Below are 16,538 nucleotides of genomic sequence, written 5' to 3'. Positions count from 1 at the left end.
ACTCTCTCTATGGATTGCGTTGTTCACAGTTGGTCTTGTACCCGCACGATACGCGTGGTGTGAGTTAGCGGATCGCGATAGACGAGCGTCGTGCGATCCACTTCGGCGCGCTCGTGCTGCACACTGCCGTGGACTAAAAAGTAGCTCGAGTTGACGTCGAACTGATTCGGATCGATCGACACCGATTGCACACCGGCGGCGGTCAGCGCGAGCTGCACGTCGCCGACGTTGCGGAAAAACACGGTCTGGCGCCGCGCGACGAGTGCTTGCGCTTGCGACACGGTCATGCCCGGCACCACTGCCGCGATCACTTCGGCCGACGCGGTGTTCATGTTGATCGCGGTGGTCGTAGGCAGCACGGTGACGAACGGCCGCAGCTTCGCGACGATCTCCGGCGTGTAGCCCGGAATGTCGAGCAGCGAATCGACGCCCGTCATCAGCAGCGGCGCGACCGCCACGTTGTCGTCGCCGTCCTCGATGCCGGGCTGGTTCGTGAAGTTGCCGCCCGTCATACCGCCGCCGCCGCCCACCTGCGGCGTGCTGCTGATGGACGTGCCGGTCTGAAAGCGCGTCGCCGACTGCGACAGCCCCGCGCGCACGTGCAGCGCGGTCACTTTGGCGAGCTGCCCGCTCAGGCCGAGCGACACCAGCAGGCGCTGATACGCGGCCATCTGCTCGGCGCTGATTTGCGTCACGCCGGGCGCCGGACTTGCGACCAGATTGCGCAGATTGAATCGGGACTGCGCGTCCTCGATCGAGCCCGACAGGTAGGTGGCCGCGCCTTGCTCAGCGCGTACCTCGCCAATCTGGCCGAGAAAATCCGACAGTCGGGTTTTCGCGATCGGCACGCCCCACAAGCCGCCCAGATACGTGATGCCAGCCGACGTATCGCCTTCGGAGCGCAGAATCAGCCGGGTCCAGTCGAGCGCGCCGCGCGCGACCCATTGCGCCTGCGACAACAGCCGCTGATTCTCGATGCGCCGGATTTGCACCTGCTGGCGCCACAACATGCCGGACACGAGGATCGCCGACAGGGCGACGACGAGCAGCGCGCTGATGATGGCCACACCGCGCTCGCGCGCACCGGCCACGCGCGAACCGGATGCCGACTTTTTCAACGACGACGAGGAGAACGTCATGTCATTCTCCGACCAGAAAAACGCGCGTGACCGGCCGCGCGAGCGATGTTGCGCCGATGCTGACCTCGAGCCCCGTCACCGAGCGCGGCATCGGCGCGTTGCCGAGCTGCGGCACCTTCAGGTTGTTGACGGCCTCGGTCATCGCGGTCTGTACGTCGTTCATCCGTATGGTCCAGCCGAGCTTCGGCACGTACATGCGCGCCGAGATCGAGCCGACGCCACCCATCAGCGGCACCGCGCTCCAGCCTTCGTCGCTGCCGTGCAACGCGCGCCGCAATTCGCCGACGTTGCCGAGCGGCGGCGACGCGTAGCGCACCACGCGGCCGTTCGAGATCTGATAGCGCACCACCTGCAGACGCGGCGCGGTGGCCGGCAGCACCATGTGCCGCACGATCTGCAGCGCGTTGCCGGACACCGAGACCGCGGCCTGGCCTGATTCGTCGTCGCTGGCGGCCTGGCGTGCGTCGGTGCGCATCTGGTCGAACAGCTGCGCGAACACGCGTTCGTCTTCCATCGCGTTCGTGATCGTCGTGCGGCCACGGATGATCTGATCGAGCCCGCGCCATGACAGCACGGCGATCACCGCGAGGATCGCGATCGCGACCAGCAGTTCGATCAGCGTGAAGCCGCGCGCGCCATAACGGCGGCGGCGCTCACAGCGAGCGGTTGTTTTCATTCGCGACCACCGTGACCATCTGCGCGAGATTGCCGGACTGCCCAGGCATCGTCACCATCACTTCGACACGGCGAAACACCGGATTCGGCGTCGCCGTCACATGCTCGGTACAGCGCAGTTGCAGATTGCCTTGCGAGCAATCGAAGCTCGTTGAGCCGATGTTGGGCCATGCATGCTTCAGATGAAGGTCCGCGAGCGCGTTGTCCGCGCTCCAGCCGGCGAGCAGACGCCGGTGCAGATCGGCTTCGCCGCTCGCGAGACTGCCGACCGCGCGCAGCGACGCGGCAAGCGCGACCGCGATGATGGCGAGCGCGACCAGCACCTCGATCATCGTGAAGCCACGCTCCTCGCGGCACCCGACATCGCGCATCATGAAGAGGGAAGGGGCACGGACCGACCTGCCATAGCGAAGCATCCGCATCTCAGCGCACCTCGTAGCGGCCATTGCCGGTACCGACGATCGTCGCCTGGCCGGCCGCCGAAAACAGCGTGACCTGCACCGGCACGTCGATCGCCTCGGTACCGAACACGATGCGATCGGCGTGCGAATCCGAGCCCGGGTAACTGATCGCGACACTGGTCACACCGCCTTCCCACTGACGCGGTCCGAGCAGATCGTCGCGCAGCGGACGCCAGCCGTCCTGGGTGCGCTGATCGAAACGGAAGCCGCCCTCGAACGGCTGCCACGCGATCGGCCGCGCGCGCACCTGCGCTTCATCGCCAGCCGATTCGAACAGCAGCGCGAGACGCTGCGCTTCCTCGTTCAGATCGGTGCGCGGATTGCGGGTCATCGTGACCGCGGTCAGCGACACGAGCAGGCCCGCGATCACGAGCACGACCATCATTTCGAGCAGCGTGAAGCCTGCCGCGCGGCGGCGGCGCAGGCGGGAGCGCGGCCGCGAAGCCGTACACGGAGTGTCCACACGGGACTTGCAAGCGGACGTGCGCATAGTGCCGGGCATCGACGATCAACGGAAATTCATACAGCAATGCATCGGTGAAGCACGCACGCTTGCACGCGCCGCGAACATAACGGCGTGGCGGGCAGGGCGCCTCGCGAAACAAGCGGCCGAACCGGTGGCAAGGAGGGCGCGTGCATGAACATCATCGAGTCTGCCGGGATGCCAGGTTCAGCCTGTTCATTGCCAGGACCCGACGTCGGAGTCGTTGCCCTCGCCGCCCGGCTTGCCATCGGCGCCGTAGCTGAACACATCGACCTCGCCGTGCACGCCGGGATTCAGGTACTGGTACGCATTGCCCCACGGATCGTTCGGCAGACGCTCGAGATAGCCGCCTTCCTTCCAGTTGTTCGGCACCGGGTCGGTGGACGGCTTTTCGATCAGTGCGTGCAGGCCTTGCTCCTGGGTCGGATAGCGGCCGTTGTCGAGGCGATAGAGCTTCAACGCCTGCATCACGGTGCCGATGTCCTGCTTCGCGGCAACGCGCCGCGCTTCGTCCGGACGGCTCATGATCTTCGGCACGATCAGCGCGGCGAGAATGCCGAGAATGGCGATCACGACCATGATTTCGATCAGCGTGAAACCGCGTTGACGACGGCCGCGCGAACCCGCGTTGTCAGCGCGGCGAATGGTCGACAGTTGCATAGGTTGCTACCTCTTTTCAGGTGAAATTTTCGGCCCGGCCTATCAGATTGAACACGCCGGGCCGTCATTTTAATGTCATGCAGTTGAAGGGCTTCAACCCACCGCAATTTTCACAATAGTCCGTACAATGTGCGCATGAACGCCATCCAAATTCGCCTCCTGTCGCTCGCGCTGTTCGCCGCTTTCTGCGCGACGCTGACCTACTGGGTCATCACGCTCATCACGTTGTCCGGCGCGCCGTTGCCGGCTGCGGCGGCGCATGCGCAGGTCTCGACCGATCAGGCCGCGACGCTGTTCGGCGGACAGCTCACGCGCAACGTCAATCAGGACATCCATCTCTTCGGCATCCTCGCGTTGAGCAAAGGCGCCGCGGCGATCGTCAGCGTCGGTGGCGAGCCGCCGCGCGCGGTGTCGCTCGGCAGCACGCTGATGCAAGGCACCAGGCTCTCCGAAGTCCGCGCTCGCTCGATCATCATCGACCGCAATGGCGCCCACTCGGAAATCTTCCTCCCCGCCTACTCCAGCGGTCCCACCATTTACGTGCGCTGAAACCCGAAGCGGTTGCGCGGCTGATACCGCATGCCGCGCAAATCCTTTCTCTTCCTTCCTCGCGCTACGACGACTACTACTGCACGAGGTTGTTCAGTTCGATGATCGGCAGCATCACCGCGAGCACGATCACCAGCACCACGCCCCCCATCGCCAGGATCAGCAGCGGCTCCAGCAGGCTCGTCAGGAACATCGTGCGACGCTCCAGCTCGCCCGCTTCGCCATCGGCCGCGCGATCGAGCATCGTCGTCACGTCGCCGGTCGCTTCGCCCGAGCGGATCAGGTGCACGAGCACCGGCGGAAACGTCTTCGTGTTGCCGAGCGCGCGCGACAGCGACGTACCTTCGCGCACTCGCACGATCGCGTCGTCGATGTTCTCGCGCATCGCATTGTTGCTGAGCGTTTCGGCCGCGGCTTGCAGCGCGCGCAGAATCGGCACGCCCGCCGCGGTCAGAATGCCGAGCGTGCTGGCGAAGCGGACCGTGTTATAGCCGCGCACGAGCTTGCCGATCAGCGGCGCGGTCAGCAGCCAGCGGTCGAAGGCGAGCCGTGGGCCCGGTTGCCTGAGGGTCGCGCGCACCAGATAGACGACCACGATCGCGCCGATCAGCATCGCCCACCACCAGTGCCGCACGAAGCCGGACAGCGCCATCATCACGATCGTCAGAAACGGCAGTTGCTGCTTGGTGCTCGCGAACACGTTGACGACCTGCGGCACCACATAGCTGAGCAGGAACGTGACGATGCCGAACGCGATGATCGTGACGATCGTCGGATACGTGAACGCCAGCACGATCTTCTGCTTCAGTGCATTGCGCTGCTCGATGTAGTCGGCGAGCCGCGACAGCACCAGGCCGAGCTTGCCCGTGTGTTCGCCGGCCGCGACGAGCGCCCGGTAGATCTCGGGGAAGTCCTTCGGATGCTGCTGCAGCGCATTCGCGAGCGAATGACCGCCGAGCACTTCGGCGCGAATCGCCGCCATCAGCTCGCGGATGTAGTCGCGCTCCGACTGCTCGGTGAGCACCGCGAGCGCTTCGTCGAGCGGCAGACCCGCGATCAGCAGACTCGCGAGCTGCCGCGTCAGAATGGCCTGCTCGCGCTGCGACAGACGACGCCCGAGCGCGAGCCGCTGATTGCGCTCGCCGCGGGTGCGCGACGCCGCCGGTTCGACGACGAGCGGAGTGAGTCCCTGCGAGCGCAGGTTGGTGCGCGCGCCGCGCGCACTGTCGGCGTCGAGCACGCCTTTTTGTGCCTTGCCCGCCGCGTCGATCGCTTCGAAACGGAATGCCGGCATGCGCTTATGCTCCGCCCGTCACGCGAATCACTTCTTCGAGCGACGTCAGTCCCGATGCGAGCCAGCGCTCCGAATCCTCGCGCAGCGTGCGCATGCCGTGCGCGCGGCCCGCTTCGAGAATTTCGGCGTCCGCCGCGTTGCGGTGGATCAGCGCACGGATCGTCTCATCGATCAGCAGCAGCTCGTAGACGCCGCGCCGTCCCGCGTAACCGGATTGGCCACAACGGTCGCAGCCGACCGGATGCCAGCGCTTGCTGCCGTCCTCTTCGGTGCGCTCTTCGCGGCACACCGGGCACAGCCGCCGTACGAGCCGCTGCGCGAGCACGCCGAGCAGCGACGAAGCGAGCAGATACGGCTCGACGCCCATGTCGGTCAGACGCGTGACCGCGGATGCCGCGTCGTTCGTGTGCAGCGTCGCGAGCACCAGGTGGCCGGTCAGCGACGCCTGCACCGCGATCTGCGCGGTTTCGAGGTCGCGGATTTCACCGATCATGATGATGTCCGGATCCTGACGCAGAATCGAGCGCAACGCGCGCGCGAAGCTCATGCCGATCCGCTCGTTGACCTGGGTCTGGCCGATGCCGGACAGGTCGTATTCGATCGGGTCTTCCACCGTCATGATGTTGGTGGTCGCCGTCTCCAGTCGCGACATCGACGCATACAGCGTCGTGGTCTTGCCGGAGCCGGTCGGGCCCGTCACGAGCACGATGCCGTGCGGCTTGCCGATCAGCTTGTCGAACTTGCCGAGCGTGTCGGATGCCATGCCCAGCGCTTCGAGATTCAGTCGCGCCGCGTCTTTTTCAAGCAGCCGCAGCACCGCGCGCTCGCCGTGGCCGGTGGGCAGCGTCGATACGCGCACGTCGACCGGACGACCGCCGACGCGCAGCGTAATGCGGCCGTCCTGCGGCAGACGTTTCTCCGCGATGTCGAGCTGCGCCATGATCTTGATCCGCGAGATCAGCGCGCCGTGCAGCGCTTTTTTCGGCCGCACCACGTCGCGCAGCGTGCCGTCGACACGAAAGCGCACCACGGACGCATTCTCGAACGGCTCGATATGAATATCCGATGCTTGTTCGCGCGCCGCTTGCGTGAGCAGCGCGTTGATCATGCGGATGATCGGCGCGTCGTCTTCCGATTCGAGCAGATCCTCGACCTCGGGAATGTCCTGCATCAGACGCGACAGATCGACTTCGCCTTCCACTTCACCGACCACCTGCGCGGCGCTGCCGTCCTGGCGCGCATAGGCCTGGTTGATCGCCTGCGCGAGATCGTCGGCGGCCACGCGCACCACCGATACCGTGCCGTAGTTGCGCGCGATTTCGGCAAGCGCGGCTTCGCTCGTGCGCTCGCTGATCCAGACTTCGAGGCTATCGGCATACTGATGCGCGACCAGGATCTGGCCGCTGCGCGCGAAACCGTACGGCACGAGCCGGGCGGCGAGCGGCGAGGGCGCCGCGCGCTCGCCGGCGGCGGCGCCGTTCAACAGACCTTGCGATGGCGCGGTTTGCGCGGACGTCTGCGTCACGGACGCGCTCCCGGCGATACCGTGCTCGGCACCACTCCGCTGGCCGGATCGACGACCGCCGGTTGCGGCACGGGTTGCGTCGTGGGCTGCGCGTTGGCTTGCGGCACAGCCTGCGGCGGTACCTGTTGAGGCACCTGTTGCGGTGCCTGCTGCGGCATCATCTGCTGGCGGCGCATCTGGTTCAGATCGAACAGGTTCAGCGCCGGCACACCGCCCTGGCTCGGGCCGAGCGGCATCGGCGGCACGATCGGATCGTCGCGATCCCTCATGATGTTGTTGTCCGAACGGTACGCACCCTGCACGCCCTGGATGTAGTCGTAGCGGTTCGCCGTGACGGCCTGGGTGGTGTCGCGATCGGCGAGAATGACCGGGCGCAGGAATACCATCAGGTTAGTCTTGTCGCGCGTCTTTTGCTCGGAGCGGAACAGCTGGCCCAGCCACGGAATGTCGCCGAGCAGCGGCACCTTGCTGTTGCTGACCTGGTAGTTGTCCTGCATCAGGCCGCCGAGCACGATGATCTCGCCGTTATCGCACAGCACGGTCGACTGGATCGAACGCTTCGTGAATTCCGGGCCCGCCGGGTTCGTCGCCGCGTTGTTCGTACCGTTCACGATCGCCGAATCTTCCGTGTAGAGCTGCAGCTTCAGGATGCCGCCGTCGGTAATCTGCGGCTTCACGTGCAGCGTCAGACCGACGTCGACACGGTCGAACGTGTTGAACGCCGCGCTCGTCGTGCCGCTCGTCAGGTTCGAGTACGAACCGGTCTGGATCGGCACGTTGGTACCGACGATAATCTTCGCTTCTTCGTTATCGAGCGTGATCAGGTTCGGCGTGGACAGCACGTTCGCGTCGGCAGTCTGCGACAGCGCCTGCAGCAGCGCGCCGAGACCCTGCACGCCGAAAATGTTGTGGATCCAGCCGACGTTCAGGCCCTGTTGCAAGTTCTGGGCGCCCAGCGCCGTAGCGAGACCGCCGGTCGAGCCGGCAGCGGCCGCGGCCGCCGTCAGGTTGATGATGCTGTTGCCCGAGCCCGTCGACAGGTTGGTACCGGCAAACAGGTTACCGTTCGCGACCTGCCACTGAATCCCGAGGTTGCCGCTCGTATTCGAGTTCAGCTCGACGATCAGCGCCTCGATATACACCTGCGCGCGACGTGCATCGAGCTGGTCGATCACCGCGCGCAAGTTGCGGTACGTCGCTTCGGGCGCCGTGATGATCAGCGAGTTGGTTGCGGGATCGGCCGTGATCATGCCGCCGCCCTGGTCTTCGCTCTTCTCCTTTTCTCCGCCGAGAAAGCCGCCACTATTACTATTCGAGCCCGAGGCGCCGCCGCCCATCGGCGAGTTCATCGAGCTGCCGCCGAGTCCGCCTGACGGCAACGGTGGCGTGCCCGACGTGCCCGTCGAATTGCTGGCGTTCGACAGACCGCCGCCGCCACCACCACTGCTGTTCTGGTTGAACGAGTTCGCCTCGTTCGAGCCGCCCGACGAGCCTTCGCCGCCGCCCTTGCCGAGCATGCTGCGCAGCGTGCGCGCGAGCTTCGTCGCATCCGCGTTGCGCAGCGGCACGACGTGAATGTTGCCCGGCATCGTGGTCGGCACGTCGAGCTGTTTCGCGAGCTCCTTTGCCGCCGCGAGACGTGCGGTGTTCGACGCGCGCATCAGTAGCGAGTTGGTGCGCGGATCCGACGCGATCGACACCTTTAGCGTCGCGTCCGTACTGCCTATCGCGCCCGGATCGAGCATCTTGTTCATCTGCTGCGCGATGTCGATCGCATTCGCATTCTTCAGCGGCACGACCGCCACCGACTGGCCTGCCGCGTTATCGATGCCCGCGATGATCTGCGCGATGCGCCGCACGTTGTCGGCGTAGTCGGTGACGACGATCGTATTGTTGGCGGGGTAGGCCGCGACGGTGTTGTTCGGCGAAATCAGCGGACGCAGTACCGGCAGCAGGTTGTTGGCCGATTCGTTCCTCAGCGTGAAGACCTGCGTGACGACCTGGTCGCCGCGCGCCGTCGGCGCGTTGCCGACGTAGGTCGGCACGCCTTGCAGCTTGGCGTCGGCCTCGGGCACCACTTTCAGCACGCCGTGATCCTGCACGAGCGCGAAGCCCTGCATGCGCAGCGCGGACTGCAGGGTTTTGAGCGCCTGATCCTCGGGTACCGCGTTTTCGGACACGAGGTTCAGTTGCCCCTTCACCCGCGGATCGACGATGATCGTCTTGCCGGTCGCCGCGCCGATCGCCTTGGCGACCTGGTCGATGTCGGCGTTGACGAAGTTGAGTGTCACCTCTGCCTGTGCTGTCTGCGCGGTGATCAGTCCAGCCACCAGCAGCGCCGTTGCCACGCGACGCAAAGCCATACAATTTCTTCTCATGGAATGTGATATCGATGCCGGCAGCCTCTGCCACCGGCGGTCATGCGATGCGGACCTGGCAGCAAGCTACCGCCCGGTCGGTCTGTGAGCCGGCCCCAAAAGCGAGTTTCGCTTCGAGCTCCAGCGTCCCGACGTCCGAAAAAAACGAACAGTAACAGCTTTTCATGTCGGATTTGAAACAAAACAAGGGGCCTCATGCGAATCCTTAGGGATCGCAGGGTCGTTATTAAATTGAAAGCTGACCGGCACCGTACACAGACGCCATTACCCGGCTTTGTACGGTCTTATGTCGGTTAGCCAACTTGACGAAGGTCGGACTGCCGGTATGATACGAGCCGTTCGACTCACTGCTATGCGTTTGCTGACGCGGGTTTTCCCCGATGCTCGACAAATGCCCGGCCAGCTTGCCGTTGCGGCCGAAATGCGGCCGGCAAACTGCCTTACCGATTCTTACCTCGGGTTTATCCAGTCCTGTTGATCGATGAAAAGTCCGCTCGTCACCGTCGCCGCCACGCTCGCGCTGCTCGTCGCAGCCGGCTCCGCGCGCGCCGACTGCTTCGACGAAGCGGCGAAGTATCAGAAGGTCAACCCATTGATTTTACGGGCTATCGCGTGGCAGGAGTCGCACAACCGGCCGGATGCGCAGCACAAGAACGCGAACGGCTCGACCGACTACGGTGTGATGCAGATCAATTCGGTGCATCTGCCGGTGCTCGCCCAGTACGGGATCTCGCAGGGCACGCTGATGGAGCCGTGCAAGAACGTTTATATCGCGGCGTGGCATCTGCGCCGCCAGATGAACAAGTACGGCAATACCTGGCAGGCGGTCGGAGCATACCACTCTGAGACGCCGACGTTGCGGGACAAATACGCGCAACAGATCGCCGCGATTCTGCGCAGCTGGAAGTTGATGCCCGCGCGGTAGGCTTGTCCAGCGCTGTCGCTTGCGCAGGCTGCGCCCGTTTTAATGCACAATGCGGCTTCATGCTGCTGTCGCGCCGTCGCAGCGACGCCGACCATTTGGCCCCGCCCCCGGCACGCCTTTCAATCCTCCCGTATTCCGTACCGCGATGAACCAGCCGCTATTGCCCATCACCGTGCTCTCCGGTTTTCTGGGCGCCGGCAAGACCACGCTCCTGAATCACATCCTCGCGAATCGCGCCGGTTTGCGCGTCGCCGCGATCGTCGACGATCTCGCCGCGGTCAATATCGACCCGACGCTCGTGCGCCAGGCGGCCGACCTGTCGAGCGTCGACGAGCAGGTCGTTGAACTCGAGAACGGCTGTATCTGCTGCACGCTGCGCGACGAGCTGCAAAACGAAATCCATCGCCTCGCCGGCGAAAATCGCTTCGACGCGCTCGTGATCGAATCGAGCGGCATCGCCGAGCCAATGTCGAGTGCCGAAACCATTACATTCGAGGGCCACGAAGGCGCGTCGCTCGGCGACGTCGCGCGGCTCGATACGATGGTCACGATCGTCGATGCGTTCAACTTCCTGCGCGATTACGCGTCGGCCGATGCGCTCGCCGAACGCGGCATCACGGTCGACGAAGACGACGACCGTACGATCGTCGAATTGCTGATCGAGCAGATCGAGTTTTGTGACGTGCTCGTCGTGAACAAGATCGATCTCGTCAGCGCCGACGAGCTCGCGCGTTTGCAGCGCATCCTCGCACGCCTGAACCCGCGCGCGGTGCAGCTCGTGAGCCGCTTCGCCGAAGTGCCGCTCGAGCAGATCGTGAACACCGGACGCTTCGATTTCGACGAAGCGTCGAATGCGCCGGGCTGGCTCGCGGCACTCGAGCACGAGCACGGCGGTCAACACGGCCACATGCATCGCAGTGAAGCCGACGAATACGGCGTCGGCCATTTCGTCTATCGCGCACGCCGGCCGTTTCATCCGCAGCGGCTGTGGGAGCTGCTGCATCGGGAGTGGAAGGGCGTACTGCGTAGCAAGGGATTCTTCTGGCTCGCGACGCGCAACGATATCGGCGGTTCGCTATCGCAGGCCGGTGGCGCTTGCCGGCACGGTCCGGCGGGCATGTGGTGGGCCGCGCAGGATCGCAGCGAATGGCCGGCAGGCGACGACGAGCTGGCCGCCGAAATCGCCGCCGACTGGTACGGCGCGCCGGACGATACCAGCATCGGCGATCGTCGTCAGGAGTTCGTGCTGATCGGCGTGGATATCGACCCTGCCATCTGGCGCGCGAAGTTCGACGCCTGTCTGCTCACCGACGACGAATACGCGCTCGGGCCGCAAGCCTGGCAGCAGTTCCCTGATCCGTTCCCGGCGTGGGAGTTCGACGACCACGATCATGATGATGATCGCGGCCGTCATCATCACGGGCACGGCGACGACTGAGAACATGGCGGACATGACCACGGCGAGAACGCGCATCGTCATGACTGAACGAAGCACGTCCCGCGCTTGAACCATATGCATGGACGAAAAAAAACCCGCCACTGGCGGGTTTTTCTCGCGGGTGTCAACTGCCCGGCAGGAATCTGCCTAGCGCTTGTTGACCGAGTCCTTGAACGCCTTGCCTGCCGTGAATTTGACGGTCTTGGCAGCCGGGATCTTGATAGTTTCGCCGGTCTTCGGATTACGACCCGTACGCGCTGCGCGCTTGCCCGAACCAAAGCTACCGAAGCCAATCAACTGGACCGCCTCACCCTTCGACACAGACTTCTTGATCACTTCAAGCAACGTGTCCAGCGTTTCACCGGTTTGAGCCTTGCTGGCGCCCGTCTGTCCTGCGACAGCGTCGATCAGTTCCTGTTTGTTCATTAAGGTTCCTTTCTGAGTTTAGGTTGATACGAACAGCGCGACCGCGCCGATTATACGTGCGCGCACCGCGCCGTCGAGCAGCTGCGGCCCTGATCCTGACGATCTCCCGCGCCGGACAAAATCCTGTTCGGCGGCCGTGCTGCCGCTCCCTTCGCGGCGCTTGCTATGATAGCGCAGCGCAAACCCAATCAGGATAAGGGTTTCGAGGAATTGCACGGTTTTCTGGCCGTTCTTGCAAGGAAATCGAAATTTTGCCCCTCAGCACCCCCTAAACGAGGGCTGAAACCCAGTCCTGGCGGGGGTTAGCGTTGGTTTTTGCCAACGCAGCAAAGCGTCTAAATGCGTCCTGATGGGTCTTTTACGGCGACTCGCGCGCAGCGCGCGCCGGCTCGAACCATCGAACCCGCTCTTTCGAGCGACCTTTTGAGCGAGTTTTCCCGTCGCGCATGACCGATCCGCTGATCCCCGCCGTCCTCGCTTTCCGCGACAACGGCAGCCCCTTTTCACCACGCTACGACGACATCTATCACAGCGCCGTCGGCGCGCTCGAGCAGGCTCACTACGTCTTTCTGCGCGGCAACGAATTGCCCGAAAGATGGCAGAGCCGCCGTACGTTCACCGTGCTCGAAACCGGCTTCGGCATCGGCATCAACTTTCTCGTCACGTGGGCCGCATGGCGCGCCGATCCGGCTCGCTGCGAGCGGCTGCATTTCGTGTCGACCGAAAAGCATCCGTTTAGCGCCGCCGATCTGCGCCGCGTTCACGCAACGACGATCTCCGATCCGCTGATCGCCGGGCTCGCGGACACGCTCGCGAACGCTTGGCCGATGCTCGTGCCCGGCACGCACCGGCTCGAATTCGAAGGCGGCCGCGTCGTGCTGACGTTGATCTTCGCCGATGCGCTCGACAGCCTGCCCACATTGCGGCTGCGTGCCGATGCGTTCTATCTGGATGGCTTTGCGCCCGCGAAAAATCCAGAGCTGTGGAGCCCGGCGATCTTCAAGGCGCTCGCGCGCGTCGCGGGCGATGACGCGACCTTCTCCACCTATAGCAGCGCGGGCGACGTCAAACGCGCTTTGACGCAATGCGGCTTCGAGTATCGCAAGGTCGACGGCTTCGGCTGGAAACGCGCGATGCTGGTCGGTCGCTTCGCGCCGCGCTGGCGTGTGCGCCGTTATGAGCCGCCCGCGCCGTTCGGGCACGACGAACGACACGCGGTCGTGATCGGTGCGGGACTGGCCGGCTGCGCGGTGATCGAGCGGCTTGCGGCGCGCGGCTGGCGCGTGACTTCGCTCGAGCGGCATGCGTCGGTTGCACAAGATGCGTCTGGCAATCCAGCCGGCGTATTCCACCCAATGATTTCGCGCGACGACAGCGTCGCGTCGCGCGTCACGCGGGCGGGCTTTCTGTACGCGCTCAATCGTTGGGCCGCGCTCGAAAGTGCAGGGCATCGGCTCGCGCGCGGCGATCGCGGTCTGCTGCAGATCGCCGCGGACGACGACGAGGCGCGCGCAATCGGCGAGGCCATCGGCGCGTTCCGCTATCCGTCCGACTACGTGACGCCGGTGTGCGCGTCCGATGCCGAGCGACTCGCCGGCGTGCCGCTCGCGCGTGGCGGCTGGTTCTTTCCGCACGGCGGCTGGATCGATCCGGCTTCGCTGTGCGCGGCGCAATTCGCATCGGCAGGCGGCTTGCTCGAACGACGCTTCGGTGTCGACGTCGCGCGGCTCGAACGTTCCGGCGATCAGTGGACCGTCTTCGATATCGCGGGAAAGGTAGTCGCGCGAGCGCCGGTCGTGATCGTCGCCGGTGCGCATGAAGCTGCGCGCATCGCTGGCTTGCGTCATGCGCCGACCCGCAGCATTCGTGGTCAGTTGAGCTTGCTGCCGGCGGGTACCGTCGCGCCGCTCGCGCTGCCGGTGATCGGCGAGGGCTACGCCGTGCCGCTCGCGAACGATGTCACGCTGACAGGCGCGACCTATGAACTCGACGACCCCGACACGTCGCTGCGCGCGGACGGTCATCGCGAGAATATCGAGCGCGTCGCGCAGATGTTGCCGTCGTTCGCAAGCGCACTCGATGCCGCGCCGCTGACCTCGCTCGCCGGACGCGTTGCGTTTCGCTGCGTGAGCTCGGATCGCATGCCGATGATCGGCCAGTTCGCCGACGAAGCCGCTGCCGCCCGCGATGCTGCCCGCCTGCGCGGCGCATGGCCGCTCGATCTGCCGCGCCTCGACGGTCTGTACGGCGCATTCGCTTATGGTTCTCGCGGGCTGGTGTGGGCCGCGCTCGGCGCTGAACTGATCGCCTCGCAGATCGAAGGCGAGCCGTGGCCGCTCGAACGCGATCTCGCGGAAGACATCGACCCTGGGCGTTTTCTGCTGCGGTCCTTGCGACAGGGAACGATCGGTTAACCGGCTTCGACCATTGCGAAGTTATCTCTGCGCCCGGCACGTTAACTCCGCCCGCCCTGTAAACCAGGTTCCGGCTTATCCACTACCACCTGTGGATAACCGCGCGGTTAACCGGCGCAAGTCGTGTGGAACCGTTGTGGACGTAAACGGGGTAACTGGGACATCGCGAAAAAGTGCGAAAAGTTGCTCGCGTATACCGGCAGCCGCCGCACATGCTGTGCATCCGGTTATGCGGCCGGGAACTCGATGATTTGTTTCGGTAAACATAGGTTATCCACAGAAACCGAGGCAGCTTGTTAACTGTTACTACGTATACATACGGTAAACCAGTAAACAGCAAAGACGGGGGCTAACGCCCCGCCGATCGGGCTAGCTGAATTTCGTTCGAGTTCGCGTAAAACGGATCGCTCGACGCGCTGCGTTAACGACAAAACCGCGCATCGAAATCACCGAAGCAGCGGCAACGCCCCGGAGCGGATTCGCCGTTTGCGACGTGGTCGAAACTGATGCGATACCTCGAAAAAAGGTCGCTTTTTCCGTTCACTGGGAAAATAACGTTCTTTTTTACCGTTTTGCCTGCGAGTTAACGTCTTTTCGGTTAACCCGGAAAAAGCTATGGCACAATCCCCGTTTTTCCGCGTCGTGCCACAGCAACTGACGGCACGCGCAGCAATGGAACGGTGCCGGTCAAACAGAATCTGATTCAAGGTCGACGGCGTTCCTTCAGCATCCCTGTTGCTACTGCCGCATCCCGTGTATGTGCCCGACTCCGTGCGGTTCTTCGCGGCCGTGGCGCATTCCGATCATCCGATCATTGAAACCTCGCAACGCTGATTTCGCGAAGCGCTTGCGACAACGTGCGCTCCCCGTGCGCTCGTGACGGCGTGCGTGTGCGCCGGTTCGTGTCGTCTGCCGTTGCTGCCAAGGAGAACCCATTACGATGAATTCGGCGTTTTCGTTTTTGCCAGCGTGGCCGCTTTCGCCCGACGCCATTTTCTGGGCGGGTCTTGCATTGCTTGCCGCCGGTCTGTGCGGCGAGCTTTGCTATCGCGCGTGGCGTTTACCGCGCATTTCCGGCTATGCGGTGATCGGACTCGTGGCCGGCGCGGCAGGCTTTGGCGTGATCGATGCGGATTCCGCGAGCGCCGCGCGGCCCGCTGCTCGACGTCGCGCTCGGCCTGTTGCTGTTCGAACTCGGCAGCCGGCTCGATCTGCGCTGGATCCGCCGTAATCCGTGGCTGATTCTGTCGAGCGTCGCCGAAGCCACGCTGACTTTCGTGCTGGTGCTGCCCGTGTTGCTGTTTCTGCACGTGCCGCTGATGGTCGCGACCGTACTCGCCGCGATCGCGATGGCGACATCGCCCGCGATGGTGATCCAGCTCAAAACCGAACTACGCGCGGAAGGCCAGGTCACGCAGCGTCTTCTGACCTTGACCGCGCTGAACAGCATGTACGCGGTCGTGATCGAAAAGCTCGTGTCGAGCTGGCTGCATCAGGAGGTTTACGGCAACGTGTTCGCGACCATCCTGCAGCCGTTGTACCTGCTGGTCGGCTCGCTCGTGCTCGCGTATCTGCTCGCGCGCACCTGCACGTTCTTCTATCGGCGCCTGAACATGCAGGACGAGCATTCGTTCGTGGCGCTGTTCGGTCTCGTGCTGCTCGCGATCGCGATCGCGCATCTGTTCAAGCTGTCGACGATTCTCGCGCTGCTCGCCGCGGGCATCATCGTGAAGAATCACGAAGTGCGTCCGCAGTTGTGGCCAGAGCATTTCGGCACCGCGGGCTGGCTGCTGACGGTGATCCTGTTCGTGCTGACGCTGACGTCGTTCGAATGGAAGCACATCGCGTTGGGCGGAGTCGCCGCGCTGGGTCTGATCGTTGCTCGCCTCGTCGCGAAGCTGGTCGGCGTGCTGGCGTTCGCGAAGCCGAGCGGCCTGAACTTGAAGCAGGGCATCGCGCTCGGCCTGTCCTTGTCACCGATGTCGGCGCTCGCGTATCTGCTCGTCGACGACACGTACAACCTGTATCCGAACTTCGATCCGCAGCTGCGCGCAATCGCTATGTGTTCGATTTTCGTGCTGCAGATTCTCGGGCCGTGGCTCGTCTATCGCAGCCTCGCGCTCGTCGCCGAGCGGCGCGAGGGGTAAGCGTGAAACGCGCATGGGCTGCC

At 64.2% G+C, this 16,538-nt stretch carries 14 protein-coding genes and 1 pseudogene; 5 read left to right on the top strand and 10 right to left on the bottom strand.

Annotated elements, in window-relative coordinates; genetic code table 11:
• Positions 1 to 23: 23 nt before the first annotated feature.
• The 5 genes from gspK to gspG all read right to left on the bottom strand — a co-directional run bounded on the left by gspK (position 24) and on the right by gspG (position 3,419).
• Positions 24 to 1,139 (bottom strand): type II secretion system minor pseudopilin GspK, encoded by a 1,116-nt coding sequence (gene gspK / locus OKW26_RS33910; RefSeq protein WP_429356362.1) that lies wholly within the window; start codon positions 1,137 to 1,139, stop codon positions 24 to 26.
• Position 1,140: 1 nt separating this feature from the next.
• Complete coding sequence (locus tag OKW26_RS33905; RefSeq protein WP_429356361.1) at positions 1,141 to 1,815, bottom strand: PulJ/GspJ family protein; 675 nt, start codon at positions 1,813 to 1,815, stop codon at positions 1,141 to 1,143.
• A complete protein-coding gene (gene gspI, locus OKW26_RS33900) occupies positions 1,793 to 2,185 on the bottom strand; it encodes a type II secretion system minor pseudopilin GspI (protein ID WP_429357151.1) in 393 nt (130 codons plus the stop codon). Before gspI ends, OKW26_RS33905 begins: the two co-directional genes overlap by 23 nt.
• 52 nt (positions 2,186 to 2,237) lie before the next feature.
• Complete coding sequence (locus OKW26_RS33895; protein ID WP_409259081.1) at positions 2,238 to 2,765, bottom strand: GspH/FimT family pseudopilin; 528 nt, start codon at positions 2,763 to 2,765, stop codon at positions 2,238 to 2,240.
• A gap of 189 nt (positions 2,766 to 2,954) precedes the next feature.
• Positions 2,955 to 3,419: a type II secretion system major pseudopilin GspG gene (gene gspG, locus OKW26_RS33890; RefSeq protein WP_184060982.1), complete on the bottom strand. Its 465-nt coding sequence runs from the start codon at positions 3,417 to 3,419 to the stop codon at positions 2,955 to 2,957.
• A gap of 135 nt (positions 3,420 to 3,554) precedes the next feature.
• Here gspG and OKW26_RS33885 point away from each other — a divergent pair, with 135 nt between their 5' ends.
• Positions 3,555 to 3,968, top strand: a complete 414-nt coding sequence (locus OKW26_RS33885) for a type II secretion system protein N (RefSeq protein ID WP_184060983.1) — start codon at positions 3,555 to 3,557, stop codon at positions 3,966 to 3,968.
• 76 nt (positions 3,969 to 4,044) lie between these two features.
• Here the strand turns inward: OKW26_RS33885 and gspF are convergent, their stop codons facing one another.
• From gspF to gspD, 3 genes are read right to left on the bottom strand one after another with little or no spacing between them, the layout of a single operon-like run.
• Complete coding sequence (gspF, locus tag OKW26_RS33880) at positions 4,045 to 5,262, bottom strand: type II secretion system inner membrane protein GspF (RefSeq protein WP_090802334.1); 1,218 nt, start codon at positions 5,260 to 5,262, stop codon at positions 4,045 to 4,047.
• Positions 5,263 to 5,266: 4 nt separating this feature from the next.
• A complete protein-coding gene (gene gspE / locus OKW26_RS33875) occupies positions 5,267 to 6,787 on the bottom strand; it encodes a type II secretion system ATPase GspE (protein ID WP_429356360.1) in 1,521 nt (506 codons plus the stop codon).
• On the bottom strand, positions 6,784 to 9,150 hold the full coding sequence (gene gspD, locus OKW26_RS33870) for a type II secretion system secretin GspD (protein ID WP_429356359.1): 2,367 nt from the start codon (positions 9,148 to 9,150) through the stop codon (positions 6,784 to 6,786). Before gspD ends, gspE begins: the two co-directional genes overlap by 4 nt.
• Before the next feature lie 496 nt (positions 9,151 to 9,646).
• Here gspD and OKW26_RS33865 point away from each other — a divergent pair, with 496 nt between their 5' ends.
• Entirely contained in the window at positions 9,647 to 10,090 is a 444-nt protein-coding gene (locus tag OKW26_RS33865) for a lytic transglycosylase domain-containing protein (RefSeq protein ID WP_184060985.1), read from the top strand.
• Positions 10,091 to 10,235: 145 nt separating this feature from the next.
• On the top strand, positions 10,236 to 11,528 hold the full coding sequence (locus OKW26_RS33860) for a GTP-binding protein (RefSeq protein WP_429356358.1): 1,293 nt from the start codon (positions 10,236 to 10,238) through the stop codon (positions 11,526 to 11,528).
• Between the two features lie 147 nt (positions 11,529 to 11,675).
• On the opposite strand, the gene OKW26_RS33855 is transcribed toward OKW26_RS33860, so the two are convergent.
• Both OKW26_RS33855 and OKW26_RS33850 read right to left on the bottom strand, forming a co-directional pair.
• Positions 11,676 to 11,954 carry an HU family DNA-binding protein gene (locus OKW26_RS33855; protein ID WP_018418891.1) on the bottom strand — a complete coding sequence of 93 codons (279 nt, stop codon included), beginning with the start codon at positions 11,952 to 11,954 and terminating at the stop codon, positions 11,676 to 11,678.
• Between the two features lie 18 nt (positions 11,955 to 11,972).
• Complete coding sequence (locus OKW26_RS33850) at positions 11,973 to 12,170, bottom strand: hypothetical protein (protein ID WP_429356357.1); 198 nt, start codon at positions 12,168 to 12,170, stop codon at positions 11,973 to 11,975.
• Between the two features lie 230 nt (positions 12,171 to 12,400).
• Between OKW26_RS33850 and mnmC the strand changes: the two genes are divergently transcribed.
• Both mnmC and OKW26_RS33840 read left to right on the top strand, forming a co-directional pair.
• On the top strand, positions 12,401 to 14,368 hold the full coding sequence (mnmC, locus tag OKW26_RS33845; protein WP_429356356.1) for a bifunctional tRNA (5-methylaminomethyl-2-thiouridine)(34)-methyltransferase MnmD/FAD-dependent 5-carboxymethylaminomethyl-2-thiouridine(34) oxidoreductase MnmC: 1,968 nt from the start codon (positions 12,401 to 12,403) through the stop codon (positions 14,366 to 14,368).
• Between the two features lie 940 nt (positions 14,369 to 15,308).
• Positions 15,309 to 16,515 (top strand): annotated as a pseudogene (locus OKW26_RS33840) (cation:proton antiporter).
• Positions 16,516 to 16,538: the final 23 nt, after the last annotated feature.

This window comes from Paraburkholderia sp. 32 (assembly GCF_050435345.1).
In the GTDB taxonomy this organism is placed as follows: domain Bacteria; phylum Pseudomonadota; class Gammaproteobacteria; order Burkholderiales; family Burkholderiaceae; genus Paraburkholderia; species Paraburkholderia tuberum.
Note: the sequence above shows the minus strand (reverse complement) of the source record. Positions and strands in the feature narration are given on the sequence as shown.